Source organism: Serratia sp. YWN4 (genome assembly GCF_055790845.1).
On the sequence record NZ_CM147696.1, the window covers coordinates 3,901,198 to 3,924,498 of the forward strand.

Sequence of the window (23,301 nt, forward strand, 5' to 3'; positions counted from 1 at the left end):
CTGAAAAAAGAATGAGCCTGTCCATAATTCTGTGTAACTGCCCACCTATTAAAGGTGACCGTCTAAGCGGTCACCGAATTCGATAATAAAACGACTCATCGCCAACCGCCAGTTCTTGATCGGCATACTCCATTTTTTCGACGCCGCCTGGATCGCCAGATAAATCACTTTTCTCACCGAGTCATCTGTCGGGAACACTTTACGCTTTTTAATCGCCTGCCGGATCACGCTGTTCAGCGACTCGATTGCGTTGGTCGTGTAGATCGCCTTGCGGATATCCGCTGGATAGCCGAAGAACGTGTTGAGATTTTCCCAGTGAGTACGCCAGCTTTTGCTGATTTGCGGGTATTTCTCATCCCAGACGCCTGCGAACTTGTCCAGCGCCATCAGGGCCGCCTCCTCTGTCGGGGCCTGGTACACTGTTTTCAACCCGCTGGTGACCGCTTTGTAGTCTTTCCACGACACGTACTTCAGGCTGTTGCGTACCATGTGGATAATGCACAGTTGGATGTGGGTTTGCGGATAGACGCTGTTTATCGCATCGGGGAAGCCTTTCAGGCCATCGACGCAGGCAATCAGGATATCCTGAAGACCCCGATTTTTCAGCTCAGTCAATACGTTGAGCCAAAACTTCGCCCCTTCATTTTCTGCCAGCCACATACCCAGAAGTTCTTTCTGACCCTCGGTGTTGATGCCCAGGGCAAGGAACACGGCCTTGTTGATGACGCTGCCATTTTGACGCACCTTCACCACGATACAGTCAAGGTAAACAATGGGATACAGTGAGTCCAGTGGCCGGTTTTGCCACTCGGTAACCTGCTCTTTAACGGCATCGGTGACTTTGGATATCAGCGTGGGTGACACGTCGGCATCGTACATCTCCTTGAACGTGGAGACGATTTCCCTCGTCGTCATCCCTTTGGCATATAAGGATAAAATCTGGCTGTCCATCTGCGTGATACGCGTCTGGTTTTTCTTTATCAGTTGGGGCTCAAAGGAGCCTTCACGGTCACGGGGTGTATTCAGCTCGAACTCACCATCATCAGTGAGCAGCGTTTTAGACGAGTAACCGTTACGGGCATTCGAGCCTTTTTTAGGGGTGTTTTTTTCATGGCCGAGGTGGTCAGTCAGCTCGGCATTCAAGGCGGTTTCGACGGTGAGCTTGGTCAACATACGAGAAAACGCATTGAGATCGGCTTCGGTTTTAATGCCTTTGGCCAGCTCAGCAGCGAGTGCCTTAAGTTTCTTTTCGTCCATAATTTGCCTGTCTCCATTGTCAGGAAGAACATATCAAAAACAGGCAATTACACAAATTAAATTACAGTCTCACGTCCTAGAAGCCATGACCTTGGCCTTGTCTCCCCGGTGATCATAACGGGCTGTCGTGGTGATATCACTATGGCCCGCCAGTTGACGTACCGTGTTGATATCGATGCCCTGCTCCAGCAACTGAGTGATGAATGTCCTGCGTAAATCGTGAGGCGTAAACTCGACTACATTGGCACCAATTCTTAGCTGTTCCAGGATCGCCGTCAGTCCTGCGGTGGTTAATGCACCGGCTGCCGATTGACCGGAGCGATTCACTTTGGTGAACAGCGCATTTCCCTCGCCTTTAGCAGCTAGCCATGCTGACAGCGCTTTGGCCACAGCAGGAGCCACATGAATTTCTCGGTATTTGCGCCCCTTCCCTTGCCGGACAATCACTTTTCCCTCTTCCTTTATATAGTCATCCATTTTCAGGGCCACCAGTTCACCCGCACGTAATCCCGTCCCGCACAGCGTCAGCAAAATAGCGGCGTCCCGGCATCGACGAACTGGCGAGCAGTGACTTTTAGCCACTTTAAGGAGTGAACGGATCTCTGTTCGACTTAATGCACGCCCTTTCCGCACCGAATCTCCTTGTACACGCTTGACCGCTTTGATGCGAGCCAACGTCTCCGCCTCCATTTGGTGCAAGTTGAAAGCCGTTTGCGCTATCGAGCGCAATGCCGACAAGGCCATGTTGACCGAAGAAACCGCATAGCCTTCATCTAACAACGTGGCACGCACGCGCATCACATCGGCATAACAAAGCGTTTCCCAAGGATAAGTGCTGGCTTCATCATACTTACCTAATATCGCAGCACTGCGCTTCAGCAGACTGATGATCCCTTTGCGCCCGGCAGCCGATAGACTGTGAGTGTAAGCATCATAAGCACAGGTTTTCACTGCTGATCGGGGAAGTGGAATAAGCGTTGGCGCGTTGGGCATGGCATTCTCAATGTTGGACAGTGTTAGTGGTGTGATGGGATAACCCCGGCAGCCTCCTCTGCTCCGCCATGGGTTATACCCTCTCGCTACCGTAGTAGGGTCAGATTTCCCACGACACGGTGGTGGTGTAGACTTCCTCATGCCAGTAGCTGACAAAGTTTTGCTGCCACAGTGCGTACAACTCTCTTCCCTCCGCATTGGTCAGGTCACCCAGTCGGCTCTCGAACACGTAACGCTGCGTCCAGCTAAAATCCAGTATCTTCTCCAACTCCGGGTAAACAGTGCCGACAAAGCCAAAATCTGTCACATAGTCGAAGCGCCAACCTTCGTTATTTCGTATCAATCGTATTTCTACCGGGTGGTAGCCCCCGCGTTCGCTGCTGTAGTGCGGGTCACGGAAGTTGAGCGTCACAGCCCGCGTTGATGATGGCATGTCTGGGGCGGTGGATAATACATTGAACAGCAGTTGAGTGAATGACCGACTGACCGGAAGAATAAAACCTGCTTGGTCGATACGATGATGTATGTGCATAAGTACTCCTTTCTCAGTTAAAGAAATCGCTGTGGGTATGAATAATGTGTATTAAACCAAGTAACTAATTACTCAGAGCAACCCGCGTTCGGCCAAAGAGGTGGTCTGGTTACCTGCCACAATCATGTGGTCAAGTACGCGGACATCGATAAGGTCTAAGGCGGCTTTGAGGCGTTGCGTGATATGGCAGTCTGCCGTGCTGGGTTCGGTGTCCCCGCTGGGGTGGTTATGTACCAAGATGAGGGCGGCAGCGTTGTAGCGGAGACTCAGTTTCACCACTTCGCGGGGATAGACACTGACTTCTCGCAGCGAGCCCCGGAAGAGTTGCTCGTAACCTAACAGTCGGTGTTGATTATCCAGCAGCAATATGCTGAAAACTTCATGCTCCAACAGCGCCAACTTGAAGATGACATATTGGCGGGTATCGTGGGAGGATGAGAATATCTGTCGCTGGCTAAAGCGTTGCTCAATAATGCGCTCAGCCTGTTGAAGTATTTCATCGGGTGAGCCGAGTTTTATTGGCTGATGATGGGTTTTGGCGTGTAATAATAAGGTATTCATGATTGGCTCACTTAAAATTCACGTTCAATAAAGTAGAGGGCATCACGATAAAACTGGTAGCGGTTCTCATCAGGATAAAGGGCATAGGATGCTATCTTTTCTCGCTGCACACCTGAACTGTCCAGATAATACATATAATGTTCATCCATCGATTTGATAACTGACCAGTGATATTGATTACTGAATAAAATAACGCGACTATACCCGTGATCATTGAAGATGCTTGATTTTGTTGATGAAGAGGATCATGCTTTCATCCCATGAAGATATTTATCACCGCTGAGCAAAAAATCGAACTCGAACGCCGGCATGATTCCAGCCGGGACAAACACGTTTGCGATCGTATTAAAGCCGTACTTCTCGCCTCCGAAGGTTGGAGTTCGGTCATGATTGCTCAGGCTCTGCGCCTGCATCAGACCACTGTTGACCACCATATCAGCGAATATCTGAATAAAGGGAAGTTGAAACCCGAAAATGGTGGCTCTGATGGCATGCTCAGCACAGAAAAAACCGAACAGCTTATCAGCCACTTAACTCAACATTTATTCCATCATACTGTCCAGATTGTGGCCTACGTGGCACAAAAATGGGGTGTCATATACAGCGTCCCAGGAATGAACAAATGGCTGCACCGGCATGGCTTCAGCTATAAGAAACCCTCAGGCGTACCCCATAAATTCAGTGAAGAGAAACAGCAACAGTTCATTGAATATTATGAAGAATTAAAAGTTGCCACGAGAGGTGAACCGATCCTTTTTCTGGATGCAGTGCATCCGACTCAGGCGACAAAACTGAGCTTCGGCTGGATAAAAAAAGGGGAAAAAAAGACTGTTGAAACAACAGGAAGCCGTACTCGGATGAACATTCTGGGCGCGCTGGATCTGAATGATGCTGCCCATCCAGTCATTCATGATTACGAAACGATTAATGAATACACTATCTGTCAATTTTTCAATGAGATAAGAACATGTTATCCCGACTATAAGCAGCCAATTCATATTATTCTGGATGGCGCGGGGTATAACAAAACAAACCTGGTCAAAGATTGGGCATTTGTCTGCAATATAAAATTGCATTCCCTGCCACCTTACAGCCCCAACTTGAATCCCATAGAACGGTTATGGAAGCTGATGCACGAATGTGCAAGGAACAACCGTTACTTTGCCAGTAAGCCTGATTTCCGAACGGCTATATTTAACTTTTTTACGACAACGCTCCCTGAGATGGCGGGTTCATTATCGTCCCGGCTGAATGACAATTTTCAGGTGCTAAAGCAAGCGTCTTCAAGTTAATCGGGTATAAAATCTTTATTATCCCCCAGAAAGGTGTGCATCTCCTGTACCATTCTGGCCACCTTTATTCTTCGTTGATGAAATGGCTGGGTGACATTGACAGGAAATGTCTTTCTGTAATAGCCCGTCATTAATACCGTTTCGATAATGTGCGCCATTCTTATTTCATCAATTCCCTGCGTCAACCATTCATTCAGGGGCCACTGTGTGGAATATTGCGTTAACAGTGTCCGTAATAGTGGCTTGCGTTTTATTCGCCCATCAAAAAGATAGGTCATGGCATTCACAATACTGTATGCACCACACAGACAATCCAGGTCACCTTGCTGAAATGCACGATGCTTTCTACGTAGTCCCAATAATTCACCCTCATGATATTTTATTATTACTGCTCATCCGTTTCCCTAAATGCAGGCGCAAGTTATGCGTCCTTCTCTTGTGACAAGAGAAATAGGGATGAGCAGCATGATGATTAACTCATTGGCATAATGGAGTGACTGCAAATATACGTTATGCCAGTGTAACCATTATATCAAAATGCACATAAAATGCAAATGATTCTTATTATCAATAATGGGTTATTAGCGCGATAACATAGATGTTCATGGCTCTTTGATAGCCATAATGGGGAGGAAAAGATGAAAGCATGACCTATGCCTTATTGCATAGGCCACGTTATTTCGGAGGGGTGTTCAGTATGAAGTCAATAAATCTACCGGTATCAGTTCTCCAACAGTGAGCTTTATTACCCGCCAAGTCCTTTCCAAGTATGTTATCAACACACGCTGAATCGGCTAACACTACAGAATTCTTGGACGCTGGCCTGAACGTGCTTTTCAGACCGAGGGATTACTCTGACAGGGAATCCAGAAGCTGCTGACGTTGTTCTTCCGACAGCACCATTAATCGGCGAGCCAATGCCACTATGTCAGGTGAAACCTGAGTGGTTAATGCCAAATCATCCGCTACCTGCTCCAGCGCCTGCTTTAACAGCCTGTCACGTGAATGCGGCTTCATGGTCTTGAACAGTTGCACCCAAAGATTAAGTTGCTCATCCGACCCATAGGGAGAAACAGGCTGAGTTTTCTGTTGCTGCTCTACACGCTCACTCTGCAATGACATTCCCGCCGCGCGGATATGGTACTCAAAGCCCTTGTGCCCTGTTCTCTTTCTCTTGATATCAGGGTGCAATGCCGCCAGCTTTTCCAAGCGTAAACGGCAGCCTTTTGCGGTGCCCGGCATCCCCGGCTTACCGACAAACTCTTGTGCTGAGAACCATTGCTTATCATCCAGGGGATTTTTTTGCGTCAAACTGTCGTTCATAAACTTTATTCCAGATATCAATGCGTTAAAATGAAAGGGCAAAGCAACCCAAAAAGAGAACTTGATTTGTTCACTTTGTTCGCATTTAATATCACTGTACTGATACAAAGGAGTGAGCACTGTGAATAACCACGTAGCATCGCAAAAAAAACGTACCAAGGGAAGTACCGAGGATTGGCATCGTGCTGACATTGTGGCGGCCTTGCACAAACGGGGGGTGAGTCTGGCGCAGTTATCCCGTGACCAGGGATTAGCCCCACGTACCCTCAATAATGCCTTTAGCCAGCACTACCCCAAAGCAGAACGCCTGATAGCGGCGGTGTTGGGCATGACGCCCGAGCAGTTATGGCCGAGCCGCTACCTTAACAAGGCACCGTCAATTCATACCCGAAGCAAGGAATAGCAGTGATGGCGACCACCGTTACCTCGGTTGTGGAAAGTTTTGAATACTTTTCCAATCCCTGTATCGACCGGAGTTTGTCAAAACAGGGAGGTTGAATGAACGCAGTGAAAGGGAACTCGTTCCTTTGGTGCATTACTATCTGTTGGGGTACTTTGCTTATGTGGTATCCCTCAGCGTCCAGATAGAGGTTTTCCGTGATTGGCCCTCACTGGGGAAATTCGTTAAAAATATCCGTATCAACTGACAAGGAATAGGCAATGAGAAAGTGTGCTATCACATTACTGGTGGCGTTGTTTTGCCATGCAGCCGTCGCGGCTGAAAGGGATGGGAATACGTTTATCTACCAGAAAGCCAATGGTGAAATCCGGTTATCGGCTGTACCGGGTAATGGCCAGCAGGCAAAATTCTTGATAAATACCAACGTGGGTTTGCATGTTTGTGAGGTGGAAGGAATTGCGACCGCCATTGCCGATACGCCGCAACACACGACCCTTGAATGGCGAAATGAAAACCACTGCCTGATTACCCTTACATGGGGGCAGAATCGTGTGAAGGTCAATGCCAACGAGGAATGCAATAGTTATTGTGGCATGAATGCCGGGAATTCACTTTCCGGCGTCTATCAATAAGCGCATTTTTTAATGCCAGTGTGTAATTCATCACTACACAGCCCCCTATTAATTTTTAAGAGGAACCATGTCATTTGAATTAAAGAAAGAAACGCTCGTAGACCCACTTTACTTCCCGGTACTAAACCTGATTGCCAGTGGCGAATTAAATAACGATATCAAGGCCGTGCAGCATCATTTCAGAATTGGGTATAACCGGGCAAGAAGAATTCTTGAAAGCATTAAACTCAACCACTCATTTATTGAATAAGGATATGCCGTGTCATTTTTTAATAAAATAAAATCAGCTCATAACAAGAATCAAAACTTGCAGGAAGAAGGTAAACAGCAATTATTAAAGGGCGACTTGGGCCTCAAGAAAACCTTCTGGGGTTATTGGTTTCTTATCATGCTGGTTATCAATATTCTGTTATTCTTTACTGAGCGTCGCTTTCACATCCTCTTCCTAAATGCCGCATCGCTTTATGTAGGGATTACTGCGTTGATTGCTATCAAGAATACGCTTAATAGCACTAATAAATTCTGGGGGATTACAGCGCTGGTTATTGTGAGTCTCTCGGTACTCGTGGATGTCTTGGCTTTTGTTGGGATTGTCTTTGAGAGATATATCGATGCCTTATAAGGATATCACAATGAACAGTAAAATTATCGCTATCGGTATTATCGCTACACTGTTATCAGCGTGTGACTCCAGCACGCCAAAATGTAACAGTGACGATGCTAAAACCCTGGTCGTTGACATTGCCCAAAAGGAGATAAAGAAACAGTTCGAACAACTCAGGAACTCACAGATGGCAGGCATGGTGCCTAAGCATGCAGACAGTCTTATGTTGAAGGTGATCAATATCAGAACTGTTAAACATGACCCGTCATTAGACGTTTATCACTGTGCGGCTACTCTACAAATGACCATACTGGATGACACATTAAACCTTCCAAACTCCAAGGATTTGCCGATAACGTATAACATCCAGAAAACAGACGATAATAACGGGCAGTTCTACATTAACGTATTTGGCTTGTAATTTTTAGCACCAACACCAGGGTTTCCTTTTGGGTGTGTAATTCATGTTTTAACCCAAAAGGAACCATTCCATGAAAACGAAAATCATCGCTACACTGACCATTATCGTCATTATTATTGCCACTTTGTGCCAGTTGCTTCACTCTAAAGAGAATGTGCAGGAAATATCACCAGTAGACAATACCTTCTACGTTCAATCGAGTTTACCGGGGGAATGTCGGGCGATCATTATTCCTATGTTGGATGATGTAAAATCAGCGCCAAGTGGAATTCCCTGCAAAGTACAATTACTATAAAAAAACTTGCCATATTGAAAAAACACGGGGGAAATTTGCGAGCATGATGTAATTGGCTTCCAGTAAGGGAAGTAACAGGTAAGTCGAGGTGAACCACTTGATTTTCCTCGGTCAGTATTTTGTAATAGCGAACAAAGTTATTACCCTCCCACATCAGATATTTTATTACGCTGGCGGTTAGTGAAAGTATAGAGTTCGCCAGTAAAAGGATTAAGTCCCAATTTATACACTATCAGCGCCGCCATCCCATTTATTCACTTATGCAAATAAATAATAGCACGATAAAGAGAAACCTGTGGCATAGCCAGCGTAAGACATCAGTCACGGATATTTATTTAAGTTGCCTGAGGATACTTACTCAAGATGAGACTATCGGATACTTATGCACAACTCTCTTACACTGTTGTAGTATTATTCCAATAGACTAAATGATAAAATAAGCAACATCATTAATTGAGCATTATATTTGAGTTATACGCCATGTACTGTGAATACTAACCCTATATAGATGCTTAGGCTCTAAATTAATTTAAGAGCCTAAACAGAATGTAATATTGATTAACCAACAAAATGCTGGATAATTCTCTCATTGTATCAATGCACTTTCATTACTTAAATCCATATACTACTTTGGTCCTGGAAATCAAGCCCTACGCGGGTCTGCGAAGCACCAAATTTATGCAAAAGGTTCAGAGCATATTCATAACGTAGCTCTGCTACAGCGTAAGCGTTTAATGACCGCATTACTAATGGTTTACCATCAGCGGTGACATCTTCACGTACACCTGTTAGTGATACCTTATAATTATTCCCATAACGTCCTAAGTCTCCTGCATAAAATGTATCCCACGACGGATTATCCCCCTTTAGCCAATATGACTTTGGTGTACCATCTATATTGAGATATATATACTCATTACGATTTGCATTACTATTAGCAGTGTCCAGCTTCACAATATCGAATCTTACAGCTTTAAAGACCATATGTGATTTACCAATACGTGACTGCCATTGAGCAATCTTTTGTCCTGGAACTAAATCACACGCAGGAGTAATACACACCCATATCTCACCTTCAATATCTAAAACAGTACCAGTAATAAGATGATCACTGCTCACTGACATAGAACAAGAAAAAGCATTAAGATGACCTAATGCTAAGTCTTTATTGCTCATACACTCGCTGAAGAATTTCTGAACAAATGCTTTTCCATCTTTTGGACAGTCTTTCTCAGCAACTGCTATTATTTTTTTGGAGAAATCACGGAGTACTAAACGAGAAGCTGTAGCCAACTGCTCCCAATGCAAGTTGATTGCCTTATCATGAGCGGAATCGTCGTCAGCATTCTGAAGAAGACTGTAAAGCCAACCTGCTTGAGCATATCTATTACTAATAATCCTAGAGGCTTGCTCGATTCCATTTTCATCTAACTCATGGCGCATTTTTGCCATTAAGAGATGCATTGGTGATGCATTATGCTTGGTTAAGGCTACGGTAAGTGCGTCAATAAGTTCATGTTCAGGGCTCTCTTCACTTTTTCGAATAACAGAAATGAATGTTTTTCCTGTACTAATATAATTAGTATCTGCCCCCCAATGCCATTCTAAATCAGCCCTAGAGTTTCCATCGAGGTTAACTCCATTTTTCTTCAAAATGTCATAAAAACGCCACTTAATGAGCTCAATACAAGTTAAATCAGACTCTTGAGCAACATCATTTATCTCTGATAAAAATGGATTGAGTGGATGTGCTGGTCTGCGAGGATTAATACATTTCTCAGGAGTTCTTGAAAAATAGATATCGAAAACTGCGAGAGGATTTATTTCTGCACTGACCCATTGGTAAGCCCTACCATCCTCGTGCTCATCCAGCCAGATATTCATTTTTTCAATCGTCTCTTCTGTCGGGATCAATGTATGAGATGCATCAATACGAATAAAATCTATCAAAATCTCTTTAAATACATCCTCTATATCACCTACATACCCTTTTGTATGCACCAGAGTTATATTATAGTGATTATTCTGATCAAGCGATTGAATAATTTTACGAGCGCGAATTCCTTTATCTACAGCCTCATCACCATCCAGATGATAGTCTAATACAATCAGATCACTGTGATGAATATGTGGTGGAATTTCTTCAGTCCCACCAAAATTTGGTGTTCCACCGTTGAAAACATCTATGCTCCACTTATAGGTAGAGTGACACATGGCAATTATTTTCTTGAGCCTCTCTGTATTTGCACCTATTGATGCAACAGTTTCTTCATCGCCAACAATACGTTGACTTTGCGACTCAATCAATGAGATCAGCGTAGGATATTCATCGTCAATAACTGTGACGTTACGAATCGGATTTATAAAAGCTTCCTTTATCAGATCAGGATAGGTCAGTGTCATTTCAGTCATTGGTTAATCCTTTAAAAGCAATCACAAAATTAGCACCACTAAGCACCTTAAAGTCATCTCTAGCTTCATAACGAATACTATGTCCGCCAGCCATCAGATTCTGTTTGCAAAGATAAAGCCCTACGCCCCTACCACCTTTTTGTTTACGTGTGAAGAACAACGTAAATAGACTGTCTAGATCATCGCTATCCACGCCAGGGCCATCATCACATATAGAAACTTCATTATTATCAAATGTCAGGAGAATCTCTCTTTTATTATCATCTCGCCGCTGCACCCAATATATTGAATTATTAATTATATTTATGAACACCGGATATATGCGTGATTGCAAATCCATGAGGGACATCTCTCTGAATGCAGGTGTACATGAAAGCTGAATACCTGCTGACGCAAGTTGCTTTGAAAAATACCCAATAATGTATTCTTCAATTCCTGCACCAGTTATTCTCTGAATCTCTTTTTTTCCAGATAGCTTGAGTGGTGATAGAAAGTTAAGTTTATCCATTAGAGAACTATGGCAATGTAAAGCTCTCTCAATATTTTTCTGCTGAGATAGTGTTAGCTCACCATCACTAATAACTTTCAGAGCGTGTGTCAGTTCCTGATCTAAACCATCAAGTTCATGTCCGATAATTTCAACCGTTATGCCAAGTTGGGCTAGTGAGTGCAAACGCGCTAACTCATCTCGATAACGGACAGTCTCGTTCATGCTATGAATGGCTAAACTTTCTAAGTCTATTTGTTCATTGATACGTTCAAGGGCTGTTACATACGGAGATAACTTCTGAGCATTTTCGATTTCTATTCTTTGTTGTTCTGCATCCAACTTATCAAGCACGATAGGCAATGTAATATTAGCGAGCTTCAAGTCTTCAAGACTTTCCTCCATAATAAGCTTATACTGCTCGCGGCAGTGCCGGATAATTTCCTCCAGTTCAACCTGTTGTTTAAGGAGCATCTCTTTGCCACGGGCAGCATAACGGGTAATGGCATTATTGATACTGGAAAGCTTACTGCGATAGACCTCATATGCCTTTTCGTAGTCACTTTTCTGGGTAGAATCTGCAATCGCTTTGTTTATCACATAAGTCAGATCTTTAATGATCTCTTTGCATCGTAATTCCTCTTTCCTATAAGCACGGTATTCATCCTCCAAACGCCCTAGATTTGTAGGCAAAGGACTTAATGAATAACCTTGAACTGTTTCAGAGAAATCGTCAGTTGTTTTCTTAAGAGCATGAAGCTCATCGATAGAGTCCAGGCTGAGTCTTCCCGCAAGGCTTTCACTGAATTCAGATAGCGTTGATACCAACGTGGTGAGTGAACTCATGTTACGTTTCATTGAAGTACGTATACGTTTGCGCTCTTTGCTGAGTAGCTTATTTCTATCTTCCTCAGCCTTTAATACCGCTTTCTTTTCTTTTATATCGTCAATCGTACTTTTTCTTTCTTTGGAATTGCTCCCAAAATATTTATCAGCAGAATCCAATAATATTTTTTCAACAATTTCACGAAATAGTTTCGATGCACGATTTTCAATGAAGCCCTCTCGACCAGCCTTATCTTTCAAGTTCGGATTATTCTCTCGAGTAATAGCAATACGCCCAAACATACGACGACTAGACCAGAAGTATCGACCTGCATTCTTAGAACGACGTTCTTCAATTGAAAAATAATCGCTGTCAACCCTTCCGTATGGCATTACACGTAAACCGTCGCGATAAACCCTGAATCCACCATATTTTTCTGATTGTTCTATAAAATGTGCGTGCTGAGTAGCGTCTAGAGAAGAGCTATTAACGTTCATCTCAAACGTACCTATGCGCAAGTGAAAAGGGCCAAATGCACTATCTTTACGAGTCTTATATACCTGTTTTGGTTTTATTATATAGTCTTCAATCCATTCTCCAAATACTCTTATCCTTCCCTTGAAATACCCTTCGGCATCAATCTGCCCCTCAATAATATGTTCTAAATTTTCAAGGTTACGTAGATCAAACTCTCGATCCTCACCGATAATTATCTTCGGTGCACTGTTAACCCAACCAGTGACGCTGTATGCAAAATCATCTATCAGCGATTCACCTTCACGGCGAGAGAAGGGATCTGTGAAATTCGAGAGTGTTTGAAAAAATCGTTCACGAGTACTTTTCTCTGTATCATCAGCTTGATTAAGTGGCGTGTTAGACAATTGGATGTAGAGGTCATACTGTACATCAGCAATAAACATGGCAGTCCCATGTCGGGAATCACCCGACCATACTGACCATTTACTAAAGTGCTCATCTTTGAATACGTCCTGAATCAGCGTATGTTCAATTTTTTCCTGCGTCGTACTTTCCAACCCATCTTCGATTTCTTGTTTACTAAATGCATTCCAAGCATCAGCAATCCTCTTTGTACGTTCTGGATCGTCCGATTCTCCCCAGATGTTCCCCATCATTTGGTCAAACAGCAATGGAAGAGCTTCTGATAGGTCATTTTTATGGCTAAACTCTCTGACCGGTATTCTGACATCGCTCAGATACAAAAACGGATTTTCAAATAACCGCCAGTCTATAAGCGCCACAACAAAATCACTGTTTTGACGTTTCGAAATTAGTAATAGAAGCGGGCCAAGTGCAGCAGAGGATAATCGTCCAATACCTTTTTGACCTTGCTTGGGACGCTCAAGAAGACCATCACGGTCGATTTCAGGGATCGAGAAACCATTAGTTTTAGATTCTGTACCGACTATCAACCATTTAGATTCAAATTCATCACGGTTCATACCGTGTCCATCATCCACAATGGCTGAGATATTCATCTCTCCATCAAAAATATGAAGGCTAACCTGTCGGGCATAAGCATCATAAGCATTCTTCCACAGTTCCGATATGGCCGTCGGACAGTCAGCTATTTGTTCCCGTCCAAGGTGGTCAATCGTTCTAGCTCGAGTCTGAAACGTAACATGTTGAGTCATAGTGTACATTCCTTATCACATTCCACTTCCCTAATACTACTTTCAATCCTTGGGGAAGGTTGCGTCAATAATAGTTGAATTATTGAAACCAGCAGTATCTCGCCAAGCTTCACTGGAACCGCATTTCCAATTTGTTTCGCAACGGCCATTGACCCGCCCTGAAAAACATAGTCATCAGGAAAAGTCTGTAATCGAGCTGCGTGCCTTAACGAAATACCCTGAGGTAACCAAGGGTGAACAAAACGGCCTTTCGATGGGTTATTACACCCTGTCGTAACTGTATTTGAAGGTATATGAGGGTAAATCCTTCCATATACATCCAAGTGCCCGCTGTAATTTTTATGGCAATCCAACATTCTCCCTGATTCAGTTCTGTCACCAAGGAGAGGTGTGTTCTCAAAAAGAGCTGTCATTTCTGCCGAATGCATCATATGAGCATTGCCTGGATCATTGGATGCAATAGGCGCACCCCATACCAACTGACTGATACAGTTTTCTGCGATTTCAACTGTAAAGTTAAATTTCTCAATCAGCCTTTCTTTAAACTCAATCAACACTGATTGAGAGGGGCGTTCAAATACGGTTGAGGACGTCACCCAAGATTTCGAGCCTGACTTAGTATGCGTTGCTTTTGGAGGCCATTCAAAACCGTCGGTGCATATGTCCTTTCTAACTGCGAGTATGAAAGCACGCTTACGGTTCTGTGGCACACCATAATCTCTTGCATTCAGAATAAAAGGTTTATCGCCAACGAGACGGTAGTCATGCGCTCTCGTAAGAGCGATAAACTTGTTCAAATACTCCGCATGGCGAGGCCAAAGAAGACCAGGCACATTTTCAACTAAGAAAATTTTCGGTCTTAGATTCTTAACGAAATCAAAGTAGCGTATCAACAGAGCATTTCTTGGGTCATCTTTTCCTGCATCATTAATACGATGCGTCGAAAACCCCTGACATGGAGGGCCACCCAGCAAAATATCAAGCTCACCCTGTTTGATACACTGGTACTTCATCAGGGAATTGATATCGACATCATTGATATCTTGTGAGAACACCTGAGTCTGTGCACCAAGCCTGCCAACAAGGTTGCGGTAATATGTCTCAGAGGCTAGTTTATCGAGTTCAATTGCAGCCTGAACATCGATGCCAGCCTTAAAGGCAGCAAGAGAAAGACCACCCGCTCCTGCAAACAAATCAATCGCTTTCAGTTTACACATGTTTATAATTTTTAAAGTTTTGATCTTAACATTATACGTGACATTCATGGCAAATGTCCTCGGTTGATGCGATCCTAACCAGAAATCCTAATCTATTTGTCAGAAACAGTGTGATATGAACGCCCTAGGTTGATGAAAAGCCCCACTGTTTATCCTTGCCCTGAAGTTAGCAGAATTGGAGGCAGCAATGATGGAAGTTGACTGTAAACTAGGCGTAACTGAAATGTCACCTTTCATGTATGACATGAAAAATACTGACCAGTAGCTCTAATGAGGATATATGGAGAATATTGAACATTTTACCGACGATCGACACAAATCCTGGTGTATTCATTGCAGTTCCCCCATTAGTAGTCTTCAGACCAACAGGGATCACGTTCCAACGAAAGGGTTACTAGACAGACCTCTGCCCCCTCATGTACCACAAGTCGAAATATGCAAGGAATGTAATACAGGCTTCTCATTAGATGAAGAATACTTCGTTACTTTCCTGAGTTGCGTACAATCAGGAACCACAGAGCCTTCAGCGCAGAGAAACCCAAAAATCGAGAGGGCACTAGTTCGCAACCCATCGTTAGTGGCTCGGCTAGAAGCAGCTAAGCAATTTCAAATCGACGAAACTGGCGAACCGCAAATTATCTGGCAACCTGAGATAGATCGTATACATCGAGTTATTTTGAAGAATGCCAGAGGCCATGCTTTCTACGAGTACGGAGAGCCAATGTTGGGCGATCCGATCTCTATCAGTGCAATTCCGCTGATATCTATGAATCACGATCAACGCAACGATTTTGAAGAAGCTGGTAGCTCCTTTACTGGATGGCCTGAAGTCGGTAGTAGAATGATGACTCGTGTTATGACAGGTCAAGACTTAGATGATGATGGCTGGATTAATGTTCAAGATAACATTTATCGGTACATAGTATTTCAACAAGGCCTACTGACCGTCCGCTCAGTCATTCATAACTATCTCGCAACAGAGGTCGTATGGGAATGAAGGTACAACACTCGTATCATGAGCAATGAATATCTTTTATTCACCATCAGGTCAAAAAACGAATATTTCGGGATAGTAAACCTTCATCTTTGCGAACGTGAGTACAGGAATGAGTATGAAATTAAGAATACTAAAACAAATTTCAATTAAATCAATTTCATAAAACATAAATCACGGTTCAACGTCTAACCTTAACACTAAAGAAAGCAAATCATCTGCTAGCACATGCAACCACTTCGCACTCAGGGCTGGCTATATATTCACCAGCAAAGCCACGCATTTGCAGTCTTTCGGGTCAACATTCAGCATACAGCAGTCGCTTGGAAGGTTCATGACAAAACCAAAGAGACATTTTTACTGGGTAAGTGGCTGGGAAAAAAGCAAAACATGCAGGTTAATCTGTATAAAATCGCTCTGGGTACGCAGGTGGGTACATAGATCTCACCCCCCTTGCAGTCTCTAACTAAAGCATAATCCAGATCAGGTAATACGGGTAAATTCTCAGCCGATTACATCGGCACCCCGAGTCATTGAAAAATCATTAAATTTTTGTTGGCTGCCTTGCCAACGTCGATCAGGATAATCGCCAAACCTGGGGCTGTAAACCCATTTTAGGGAAGATTCCGGATTGAACCTATTTAGCTTAATGACAGGAATATATTCTCAGGATAAATCACATAAAGTAACGCATTCATTTTTTATATTAAAATGACATTATTTTCTATGTTACGTGTATATTATGCATCAACACCAACATTGAAACTTGGCAAAGGCCAGAAAACTTTCTGCGATTAATACTTAAAAATTAATGCCAACATGATTCTCCAATAGGAGTACTCAGACATACTCATTATCTGAAACTTATTCTATTGCATTAATAAACAGAGATCGGGTAGATTGCCCCCAACCTCACAAGCCGCCGTTATGCTGGCTTGGGAGAAAGGAGTTCGTCTTGTCATTTAGGGATACACATAATGAGTTCTATACCACAACAAAACACTACCTCGTTTGCTTTCGTTCTCGCCTCTTGGGCTGCACTCCTCGGCGGTTTTGGCGTGTTTCTGCTGGGCCTGTGGAATGCAGAAATGCAGTTGAATGAAAAAGGCTATTATTTCGCCGTATTGATATTGGGCCTGTTTACCGCCATAACCATTCAAAAGACCGTCCGCGATCAGCAGGATGGTATTCCGGTGACTCATATTTATAGCATTACTTGCTGGGTGGCTTTTGCGATTGCCGTTAGCCTGTTATGCATCGGTTTATGGAATGCCAAATTGTTATTAAGCGAGAAAGGTTTCTACGGCGTCTCCTTCTTTCTTAGTCTGTTTGGCGCCATTGCGGTGCAGAAGAATACCCGAGATGCGGCAAAAAACTACGGCAGCGAAGCTGAATACAGTGTAGATAAAGATGTAACGGTAGAATAATATATTGCACAGGGGGTTTAGCCCCCTGCTTATTACCCCATATAAATATCATCTTTACCGTATAATAAGTTTAAACAACCTGCCAGTAACCGCTCTTAGTCGACCCAACTCTCGCCAATCGTTTTTCCTCCTGCAATACCTTGATAGTACGCTCGACCGTACGGCTACTTACCTTCAACTCACCAGCAAGTTGCACAATAGTCATAGAGGGATTAGCGGTGACGGCGGCTAAGATGCGTTCTGCTGTTCGGCCTAAAGGCTGTGGATTTTCTACCGACATTTGTACCGACACTTCTACCGACATCGCGACAGGATACCCTTTCTGCGCATCTATACCTTCGGCTAATGCGCCAAGCAGTTTTTCCAGCATAAATGCGATAAATGGCGTACAGTCGCTGGCCCGGTCGCACTCACCCAATACGCGGTAATATTCCTGCTGCTGATTATGGATTAAGGTTTCTACCGGCAACCAGGCCAGTTCTGAGCGCCATTCACCGAGGATCAACGTTTGCCATAAGCGGCCCATACGCCCGTTGCCATCGGCAAACGGATGGATGAATTCAAATTCATAATGGAATATGGAACTGGCAATTAACGGGTGAATATCGGTGTACTGTAACCATGTCAGCAGGTCGCTGACTAAACGAGGCAATTGATTGGCAGGCGGTGCCATATGGATAAGCTGTTTTTCCCGATACACGCCAACATTGCCACTGCGCAACTGACCTGGTGCATCTACTAGGCCGGCCATCAATAAACGATGCGCTGCCAGTAAGTCATCGAACCGATGGCTCTGCCAGTCAGGCAATTTTTCATAGGCAAGGATTGCGTTACGAACTTCCTGAATATCTTTTGCCGGTGCCAATACCCGTTTACCATCCACGATCGCAGTAACCTGCTCGGTAGACAGGCTGTTGTGCTCAATAGCCAATGATGCCTGGATAGTGCGGATACGGTTCTCTTTGCGTAGCAAAGGGGAAGACTGCTCAGCCTGCGCAGCCCAACGGCCTAATAGCTCCCCCACCTCAACCACCTGATTCAGAATGTTTGGTGTTATGGTATAAGGCGGTTGATAACCTGCCATCTTGCTCCCCTCGTCATCAAAAAACAGGCCCAGAATCGCCTTGCCGGCCCTCGCACTACGAATCATGGTGTGTTGAGTGCCAAATATCAAGCAGTTGACTGGTTTCGCTTAGCCTCACCTATTCCACTAGCAGCACGGTTCGCCTATAGCCGTTCAGCCTACATCAATTCCCAGTACTCAATCTTTCACCAACAAACTCGTTGATACGCGATCAGAACAGCCACCAAGTGGATCAATCAGAGTTACCATTGGCATATCCGAACCAATGCATTGTGGATGAACTGCCTGGCACCGCTGACAGCTCCATTATTCCGCTGGAATCATTATGCAGTAATGCACGAAGGGCTAGAGGGCTGGCACGTAAATTAGGAACTCGCGTTGAAATGGATTGATGCTGATAGCGATCAAGCCTACGACATCCCCAAGCCATGCAAAGGAAACACCATGCAGATAAGACCCTACCAAGAGGCAGATCGCCCATTATTGCGCGTTCTGTACCTGACCGCACGCCGAGCAGCCTTCACCTGGCGCGATACTCGCCATTACCGGTTAGAAGATTTCGATCGCTCAACGCAGGGTGAAGAAATATGGATAGCAGAAAAGGCAGGAAAACTATTGGGATTTGTATCGATTCACCGCGCCGACAACTTCATTCATCACCTGTACGTCGACCCCGATCTACCACCGCAGGGCGTCGGCAGCGCATTGCTGCATGCGGCCGAACGCACCTTTACGTCGACCGGTTCGCTGAAATGCCTGGTGAAAAACCAAAAGGCTCTGGTGTTTTACCACAAGCATGGCTGGCAGAATATTGCAGCCGGTTGTGACGGTGGTGAGGAATATTATCTGCTGCACTGCCCAAAAATACTACGGAGCTGAAGCCACACCTTGGATTTCACCGGTATATCCGGTGCGGGAAATCGCCGTCAGCAATGTCTGATTATCAAAGCCTTCTGGCACAATCACCTCTGCCTGATGCGTTTTCAGAGAGGCTTTAGCCTTGATAACGCCGTCAGTAGCACGCAGCGCTTTATTGATGGAAATAACGCAGAGCGAGCAGGTCATATCTTTGATATCGATAGTGACCTTTTGGTTTTCAGCCCAGGCCTGCGGTGCCATTAACACCAGAGCCAGCAGCAGAAAAAAGCGCTTCTTCATTCCATCAACTCCCACAACCAGGGTAATACATACGGATAGGTGATCAAGGCCAAAAGCAGCGGCACCGATAACCAATAAAGCCAAAGCAATGTGCGACGGCTAACGACATTCACGCAGACAGGACGTGGCGACAGATAAAGCCGCCAGAATCCTCTCAGCATCAAGCCGACAGAGAGAACCACCATCGGCAGTTGCAGCCAGGATAAAGCCGGGATCCCCGTCAACCCGGCAGCCGAAATACCGAACACCAGATAGAGCAGCGGGCCGAGGCAGCAAAGTGTCGATGCGGCGGCGGCAAGCAGAGCCGCCAACAACGTCACCACGCTGCCTTTAAGGCTGTTCGACAGAGACGTAGTCATAACTAAATTCAGCCGGATCGTAGAAGTTCAACGGATCGCCATCCACTTCAGCATAAGGATAACCAAAGTTATTGAGATCACCTTGTTCTGCCACCGGCGAAAGCGCAAAGTCACGGGCATAGTTAAAGCCCACCCAGTTCATTTCCCAGTTACCGAACAGATAATCGCTGACGGCTTCAACGGCCGGATCGCCATTTTCTTTTTTCTCCGTCAGACGCATTTTAGTGACATCAGCCGGATCGGCCGGTAGCCAGCCGAAACCCGCCAGCCAGAACATCGCCCGGCAGTGCTGCCCACCGCTGATTTTCGCCACGCCCTGTTCGTCAGCGCTACCGAACGCCTTCTTCGAATAGTTGACGAGCTTGCGGGTTGCCCCCAGGCGAATACCAAACATCTCGCGCGCCGGGATGCCGCAGGAACGGCACAGAGCGACAAAAACGGAGTTGATATCGGTACATTTCCCGCCCAGATTACCAGTTTTGAGAATTTGGCCCACGTCGCCGCTGCCGCAGCCAATCACCGAATCGTCGCGATGCATATGGGTTCTGACCCAATCATGGATTAACCGCGCCTGCTTCAGAGGTGATTTCTCGCTACCGACGATCTTCAGCGCCGTTTCTTTCACCAACCCATCCACCGGGATATGAGGCGTGGCGTTGAGATAGGGTTGCACCTCTGCGGGGAACACCAGATCGGTATCAGGAAGATGCCATGCGGACAGTTGATTGTTCTTTAACGGTTCCCAGTCCAAGGTTTCAATCAGCATTTCCACTTTCATTTCCATCGGGCCTTTTGAATCCGGCCAGGATGCAAACAACGTTTTGGCCGCGTAACGGTTATTGGCCGTTAGATAAGCCTGCTGATAGTTACCTGAAAAAGAAATGTGCTTCAGTTGCTGAAAGGCGGTGTCTTCCAGTACCGGGATCCACAGATTGGCCTTACCTTCGGAGCCTGCTGGCGCTTTCAGTCGATAAGTCTGCGTCATCACAAAACGTCTTCTTCTATCCACGCAGTTTGCTGGCGGGATGTCAGTTTTACGCGACTCTGACCAGGCAGGGCTAATCAGACCAAAAGAAGATAACGCAGCAGCACCTTTAAGAAAATTACGCCTTTCCATCACATTTCCTTTTTTATTATCAGATAACGCCAAAGCCTTATCCACCGCCTGTGGCGAGGGAAGATAGTACGCATCCTGACAGCACAAAACAACACACTTGCCGCCTGATCAGGCATCGGGATATAAAGGGGAAATATACGGTAAACACCATGGGAGAAAGTGGAGACTCATCAAGAATAACTAAAACCCTGCATCAGTATTCTGCAACAGAGCCGCTCAAGTAAGGTACTACACTGGAAGGTAAAGAACTGCTCCTGCGCTTTAAAATACTCTTTGCCTGAATCGAGACTGTAATTTAATTTGTGTAATTGCCTGTTTTTGATATGTTCTTCCTGACAATGGAGACAGGCAAATTATGGACGAAAAGAAACTTAAGGCACTCGCTGCTGAGCTGGCCAAAGGCATTAAAACCGAAGCCGATCTCAATGCGTTTTCTCGTATGTTGACCAAGCTCACCGTCGAAACCGCCTTGAATGCCGAGCTGACTGACCACCTCGGCCATGAAAAAAACACCCCTAAAAAAGGCTCGAATGCCCGTAACGGTTACTCGTCTAAAACGCTGCTCACTGATGATGGTGAGTTCGAGCTGAATACACCCCGTGACCGTGAAGGCTCCTTTGAGCCCCAACTGATAAAGAAAAACCAGACGCGTATCACGCAGATGGACAGCCAGATTTTATCCTTATATGCCAAAGGGATGACGACGAGGGAAATCGTCTCCACGTTCAAGGAGATGTACGATGCCGACGTGTCACCCACGCTGATATCCAAAGTCACCGATGCCGTTAAAGAGCAGGTTACCGAGTGGCAAAACCGGCCACTGGACTCACTGTATCCCATTGTTTACCTTGACTGTATCGTGGTGAAGGTGCGTCAAAATGGCAGCGTCATCAACAAGGCCGTGTTCCTTGCCCTGGGCATCAACACCGAGGGTCAGAAAGAACTTCTGGGTATGTGGCTGGCAGAAAATGAAGGGGCGAAGTTTTGGCTCAACGTATTGACTGAGCTGAAAAATCGGGGTCTTCAGGATATCCTGATTGCCTGCGTCGATGGCCTGAAAGGCTTCCCCGATGCGATAAACAGCGTCTATCCGCAAACCCACATCCAACTGTGCATTATCCACATGGTACGCAACAGCCTGAAGTACGTGTCGTGGAAAGACTACAAAGCGGTCACCAGCGGGTTGAAAACAGTGTACCAGGCCCCGACAGAGGAGGCGGCCCTGATGGCGCTGGACAAGTTCGCAGGCGTCTGGGATGAGAAATACCCGCAAATCAGCAAAAGCTGGCGTACTCACTGGGAAAATCTCAACACGTTCTTCGGCTATCCAGCGGATATCCGCAAGGCGATCTACACGACCAACGCAATCGAGTCGCTGAACAGCGTGATCCGGCAGGCGATTAAAAAGCGTAAAGTGTTCCCGACAGATGACTCGGTGAGAAAAGTGATTTATCTGGCGATCCAGGCGGCGTCGAAAAAATGGAGTATGCCGATCAAGAACTGGCGGTTGGCGATGAGTCGTTTTATTATCGAATTCGGTGACCGCTTAGACGGTCACCTTTAATACGTTGGCAGTTACACAGAATTATGGACAGGCTCCCTGAATCGCAACCAGGGGTTCAGTAAAGGCTCCAGTCCTCAAGACGCAGGCCATTGATGCGAACAAACTCACGTGTGTTATTGGTTACCAAAATAAACCCCTGCGAGCGGGCATGAGCCGCAATCATGCAGTCATACGGGCCAACGGGCGTACCAACCTTCGCCAGTTCGGCGCGCACCTGCCCGGTATGGATGGCGGCATCATTACCATAGCTCAGCACCTCAAGCCTGGCGGTAAAACCTTCCACCACCCTCAGGTTCTTCTCTGGGTTGCTGGATTTCTCCGCGCCGTAGATTAGCTCCATCAGCGTTACAGAACTGATACACATGCGGCCATAGTGCTGATTAAATGCTTCACGTACCGCCTGAGGCTTGTTTTTAATTGTGTAGATACAGATATTGGTATCCAGCATGTATTTGAGCATCAGAACGCTTCCCTATCCTGTTCTCCCGGCTGTTCACGCGCCACCATAAAATCTGGTGTCACACTATCGCCATCAAACCAACTGTCCCACCCCTCGCCCGCTGGCGTAATAATACGCGCCCGGCCAACCGCAACGATGTCCACATGTTTGACATCCTCAGGTAAGGCCACTGCTTTTGGCAAGCGTACCGCCTGGCTGCGGTTGCTTTTAAACACCGTCGTTTTCTCCATCATT

General features: G+C 45.4%; 26 protein-coding genes. 11 read left to right on the forward strand and 15 right to left on the reverse strand.

Going from position 1 to position 23,301, the window contains the following annotated elements:
* Positions 1-48 precede the first annotated feature (48 nt).
* From ACX9GT_RS18250 to radC, 4 genes are all read right to left on the reverse strand, one after another.
* Entirely contained in the window at positions 49-1,257 is a 1,209-nt protein-coding gene (locus ACX9GT_RS18250; protein WP_473187481.1) for an IS256 family transposase, read from the reverse strand.
* A gap of 69 nt (positions 1,258-1,326) precedes the next feature.
* Positions 1,327-2,250 (reverse strand): tyrosine-type recombinase/integrase, encoded by a 924-nt coding sequence (locus ACX9GT_RS18255; protein ID WP_473188091.1) that lies wholly within the window; start codon positions 2,248-2,250, stop codon positions 1,327-1,329.
* A 100-nt stretch (positions 2,251-2,350) separates the two neighbouring features.
* Positions 2,351-2,782 carry a DUF2787 family protein gene (locus ACX9GT_RS18260; protein WP_473188092.1) on the reverse strand — a complete coding sequence of 144 codons (432 nt, stop codon included), beginning with the start codon at positions 2,780-2,782 and terminating at the stop codon, positions 2,351-2,353.
* Positions 2,783-2,854: 72 nt separating this feature from the next.
* Entirely contained in the window at positions 2,855-3,343 is a 489-nt protein-coding gene (gene radC / locus ACX9GT_RS18265; RefSeq protein WP_473188093.1) for a RadC family protein, read from the reverse strand.
* A 260-nt stretch (positions 3,344-3,603) separates the two neighbouring features.
* Between radC and ACX9GT_RS18270 the strand changes: the two genes are divergently transcribed.
* On the forward strand, positions 3,604-4,635 hold the full coding sequence (locus ACX9GT_RS18270; protein ID WP_473187389.1) for an IS630 family transposase: 1,032 nt from the start codon (positions 3,604-3,606) through the stop codon (positions 4,633-4,635).
* Here ACX9GT_RS18270 and ACX9GT_RS18275 read toward each other — a convergent pair.
* Both ACX9GT_RS18275 and ACX9GT_RS18280 read right to left on the reverse strand, forming a co-directional pair.
* The gene (locus ACX9GT_RS18275) at positions 4,632-4,922 is read right to left on the reverse strand and encodes a hypothetical protein (RefSeq protein WP_473188094.1); all 291 of its coding nucleotides are present in this window, start codon (positions 4,920-4,922) and stop codon (positions 4,632-4,634) included. The genes ACX9GT_RS18270 and ACX9GT_RS18275 overlap by 4 nt on opposite strands.
* A gap of 562 nt (positions 4,923-5,484) precedes the next feature.
* Entirely contained in the window at positions 5,485-5,958 is a 474-nt protein-coding gene (locus tag ACX9GT_RS18280) for a hypothetical protein (protein WP_473188095.1), read from the reverse strand.
* Positions 5,959-6,079: 121 nt separating this feature from the next.
* Between ACX9GT_RS18280 and ACX9GT_RS18285 the strand changes: the two genes are divergently transcribed.
* The 6 genes from ACX9GT_RS18285 (at position 6,080) to ACX9GT_RS18310 (ending at position 8,310) form a co-directional block, all read left to right on the forward strand.
* Positions 6,080-6,361, forward strand: coding sequence for a helix-turn-helix domain-containing protein (locus ACX9GT_RS18285; RefSeq protein WP_473188096.1), 282 nt, complete (start codon positions 6,080-6,082; stop codon positions 6,359-6,361).
* 257 nt (positions 6,362-6,618) lie between these two features.
* Positions 6,619-6,990: a hypothetical protein gene (locus ACX9GT_RS18290; RefSeq protein ID WP_473188097.1), complete on the forward strand. Its 372-nt coding sequence runs from the start codon at positions 6,619-6,621 to the stop codon at positions 6,988-6,990.
* A gap of 67 nt (positions 6,991-7,057) precedes the next feature.
* Positions 7,058-7,240 (forward strand): hypothetical protein, encoded by a 183-nt coding sequence (locus tag ACX9GT_RS18295; RefSeq protein WP_473188098.1) that lies wholly within the window; start codon positions 7,058-7,060, stop codon positions 7,238-7,240.
* A 9-nt stretch (positions 7,241-7,249) separates the two neighbouring features.
* Positions 7,250-7,612, forward strand: coding sequence for a hypothetical protein (locus tag ACX9GT_RS18300; RefSeq protein WP_473188099.1), 363 nt, complete (start codon positions 7,250-7,252; stop codon positions 7,610-7,612).
* Positions 7,613-7,622: 10 nt separating this feature from the next.
* A complete protein-coding gene (locus ACX9GT_RS18305) occupies positions 7,623-8,015 on the forward strand; it encodes a hypothetical protein (RefSeq protein WP_473188100.1) in 393 nt (130 codons plus the stop codon).
* Between the two features lie 70 nt (positions 8,016-8,085).
* Complete coding sequence (locus tag ACX9GT_RS18310) at positions 8,086-8,310, forward strand: hypothetical protein (RefSeq protein WP_473188101.1); 225 nt, start codon at positions 8,086-8,088, stop codon at positions 8,308-8,310.
* A 612-nt stretch (positions 8,311-8,922) separates the two neighbouring features.
* Here ACX9GT_RS18310 and ACX9GT_RS18315 read toward each other — a convergent pair.
* Genes ACX9GT_RS18315 through ACX9GT_RS18325 form a run of 3 tightly spaced genes read right to left on the reverse strand, consistent with a single transcriptional unit; the run spans position 8,923 to position 14,952 of the window.
* Entirely contained in the window at positions 8,923-10,722 is a 1,800-nt protein-coding gene (locus ACX9GT_RS18315; RefSeq protein ID WP_473188102.1) for a response regulator receiver domain, read from the reverse strand.
* Positions 10,715-13,687 carry an ATP-binding protein gene (locus ACX9GT_RS18320; protein WP_473188103.1) on the reverse strand — a complete coding sequence of 991 codons (2,973 nt, stop codon included), beginning with the start codon at positions 13,685-13,687 and terminating at the stop codon, positions 10,715-10,717. Before ACX9GT_RS18320 ends, ACX9GT_RS18315 begins: the two co-directional genes overlap by 8 nt.
* Positions 13,684-14,952, reverse strand: coding sequence for a DNA cytosine methyltransferase (locus tag ACX9GT_RS18325; protein WP_473188104.1), 1,269 nt, complete (start codon positions 14,950-14,952; stop codon positions 13,684-13,686). Before ACX9GT_RS18325 ends, ACX9GT_RS18320 begins: the two co-directional genes overlap by 4 nt.
* A gap of 232 nt (positions 14,953-15,184) precedes the next feature.
* Here ACX9GT_RS18325 and ACX9GT_RS18330 point away from each other — a divergent pair, with 232 nt between their 5' ends.
* Together ACX9GT_RS18330 and yiaA are read left to right on the forward strand one after the other, a co-directional pair.
* On the forward strand, positions 15,185-15,901 hold the full coding sequence (locus tag ACX9GT_RS18330) for a hypothetical protein (protein ID WP_473188105.1): 717 nt from the start codon (positions 15,185-15,187) through the stop codon (positions 15,899-15,901).
* A gap of 974 nt (positions 15,902-16,875) precedes the next feature.
* Positions 16,876-17,325, forward strand: a complete 450-nt coding sequence (gene yiaA / locus ACX9GT_RS18335) for an inner membrane protein YiaA (RefSeq protein WP_473188106.1) — start codon at positions 16,876-16,878, stop codon at positions 17,323-17,325.
* A gap of 70 nt (positions 17,326-17,395) precedes the next feature.
* Here the strand turns inward: yiaA and ACX9GT_RS18340 are convergent, their stop codons facing one another.
* Positions 17,396-18,409 carry a Fic family protein gene (locus tag ACX9GT_RS18340; RefSeq protein WP_473188107.1) on the reverse strand — a complete coding sequence of 338 codons (1,014 nt, stop codon included), beginning with the start codon at positions 18,407-18,409 and terminating at the stop codon, positions 17,396-17,398.
* 444 nt (positions 18,410-18,853) lie between these two features.
* Between ACX9GT_RS18340 and ACX9GT_RS18345 the strand changes: the two genes are divergently transcribed.
* Positions 18,854-19,288: a GNAT family N-acetyltransferase gene (locus ACX9GT_RS18345; RefSeq protein WP_473188108.1), complete on the forward strand. Its 435-nt coding sequence runs from the start codon at positions 18,854-18,856 to the stop codon at positions 19,286-19,288.
* Here ACX9GT_RS18345 and ACX9GT_RS18350 read toward each other — a convergent pair.
* The 3 genes from ACX9GT_RS18350 to ACX9GT_RS18360 are packed head-to-tail and all read right to left on the reverse strand — an operon-like array spanning position 19,277 to position 21,043.
* The gene (locus ACX9GT_RS18350; protein WP_473188109.1) at positions 19,277-19,567 is read right to left on the reverse strand and encodes a heavy-metal-associated domain-containing protein; all 291 of its coding nucleotides are present in this window, start codon (positions 19,565-19,567) and stop codon (positions 19,277-19,279) included. The genes ACX9GT_RS18345 and ACX9GT_RS18350 overlap by 12 nt on opposite strands.
* A complete protein-coding gene (locus ACX9GT_RS18355) occupies positions 19,564-19,926 on the reverse strand; it encodes a mercuric transporter MerT family protein (RefSeq protein WP_473188110.1) in 363 nt (120 codons plus the stop codon). Before ACX9GT_RS18355 ends, ACX9GT_RS18350 begins: the two co-directional genes overlap by 4 nt.
* Positions 19,898-21,043, reverse strand: coding sequence for a transglutaminase-like domain-containing protein (locus ACX9GT_RS18360; RefSeq protein WP_473188111.1), 1,146 nt, complete (start codon positions 21,041-21,043; stop codon positions 19,898-19,900). Before ACX9GT_RS18360 ends, ACX9GT_RS18355 begins: the two co-directional genes overlap by 29 nt.
* Before the next feature lie 355 nt (positions 21,044-21,398).
* Between ACX9GT_RS18360 and ACX9GT_RS18365 the strand changes: the two genes are divergently transcribed.
* Positions 21,399-22,607, forward strand: a complete 1,209-nt coding sequence (locus ACX9GT_RS18365; protein WP_473187481.1) for an IS256 family transposase — start codon at positions 21,399-21,401, stop codon at positions 22,605-22,607.
* A gap of 55 nt (positions 22,608-22,662) precedes the next feature.
* On the opposite strand, the gene vapC is transcribed toward ACX9GT_RS18365, so the two are convergent.
* Both vapC and vapB read right to left on the reverse strand, forming a co-directional pair.
* Positions 22,663-23,067 (reverse strand): type II toxin-antitoxin system tRNA(fMet)-specific endonuclease VapC, encoded by a 405-nt coding sequence (gene vapC / locus ACX9GT_RS18370; RefSeq protein ID WP_473188112.1) that lies wholly within the window; start codon positions 23,065-23,067, stop codon positions 22,663-22,665.
* On the reverse strand, positions 23,067-23,297 hold the full coding sequence (gene vapB, locus ACX9GT_RS18375; RefSeq protein WP_473191635.1) for a type II toxin-antitoxin system VapB family antitoxin: 231 nt from the start codon (positions 23,295-23,297) through the stop codon (positions 23,067-23,069). The genes vapC and vapB overlap by 1 nt, the downstream gene beginning before the upstream one ends.
* Positions 23,298-23,301 lie beyond the last annotated feature (4 nt).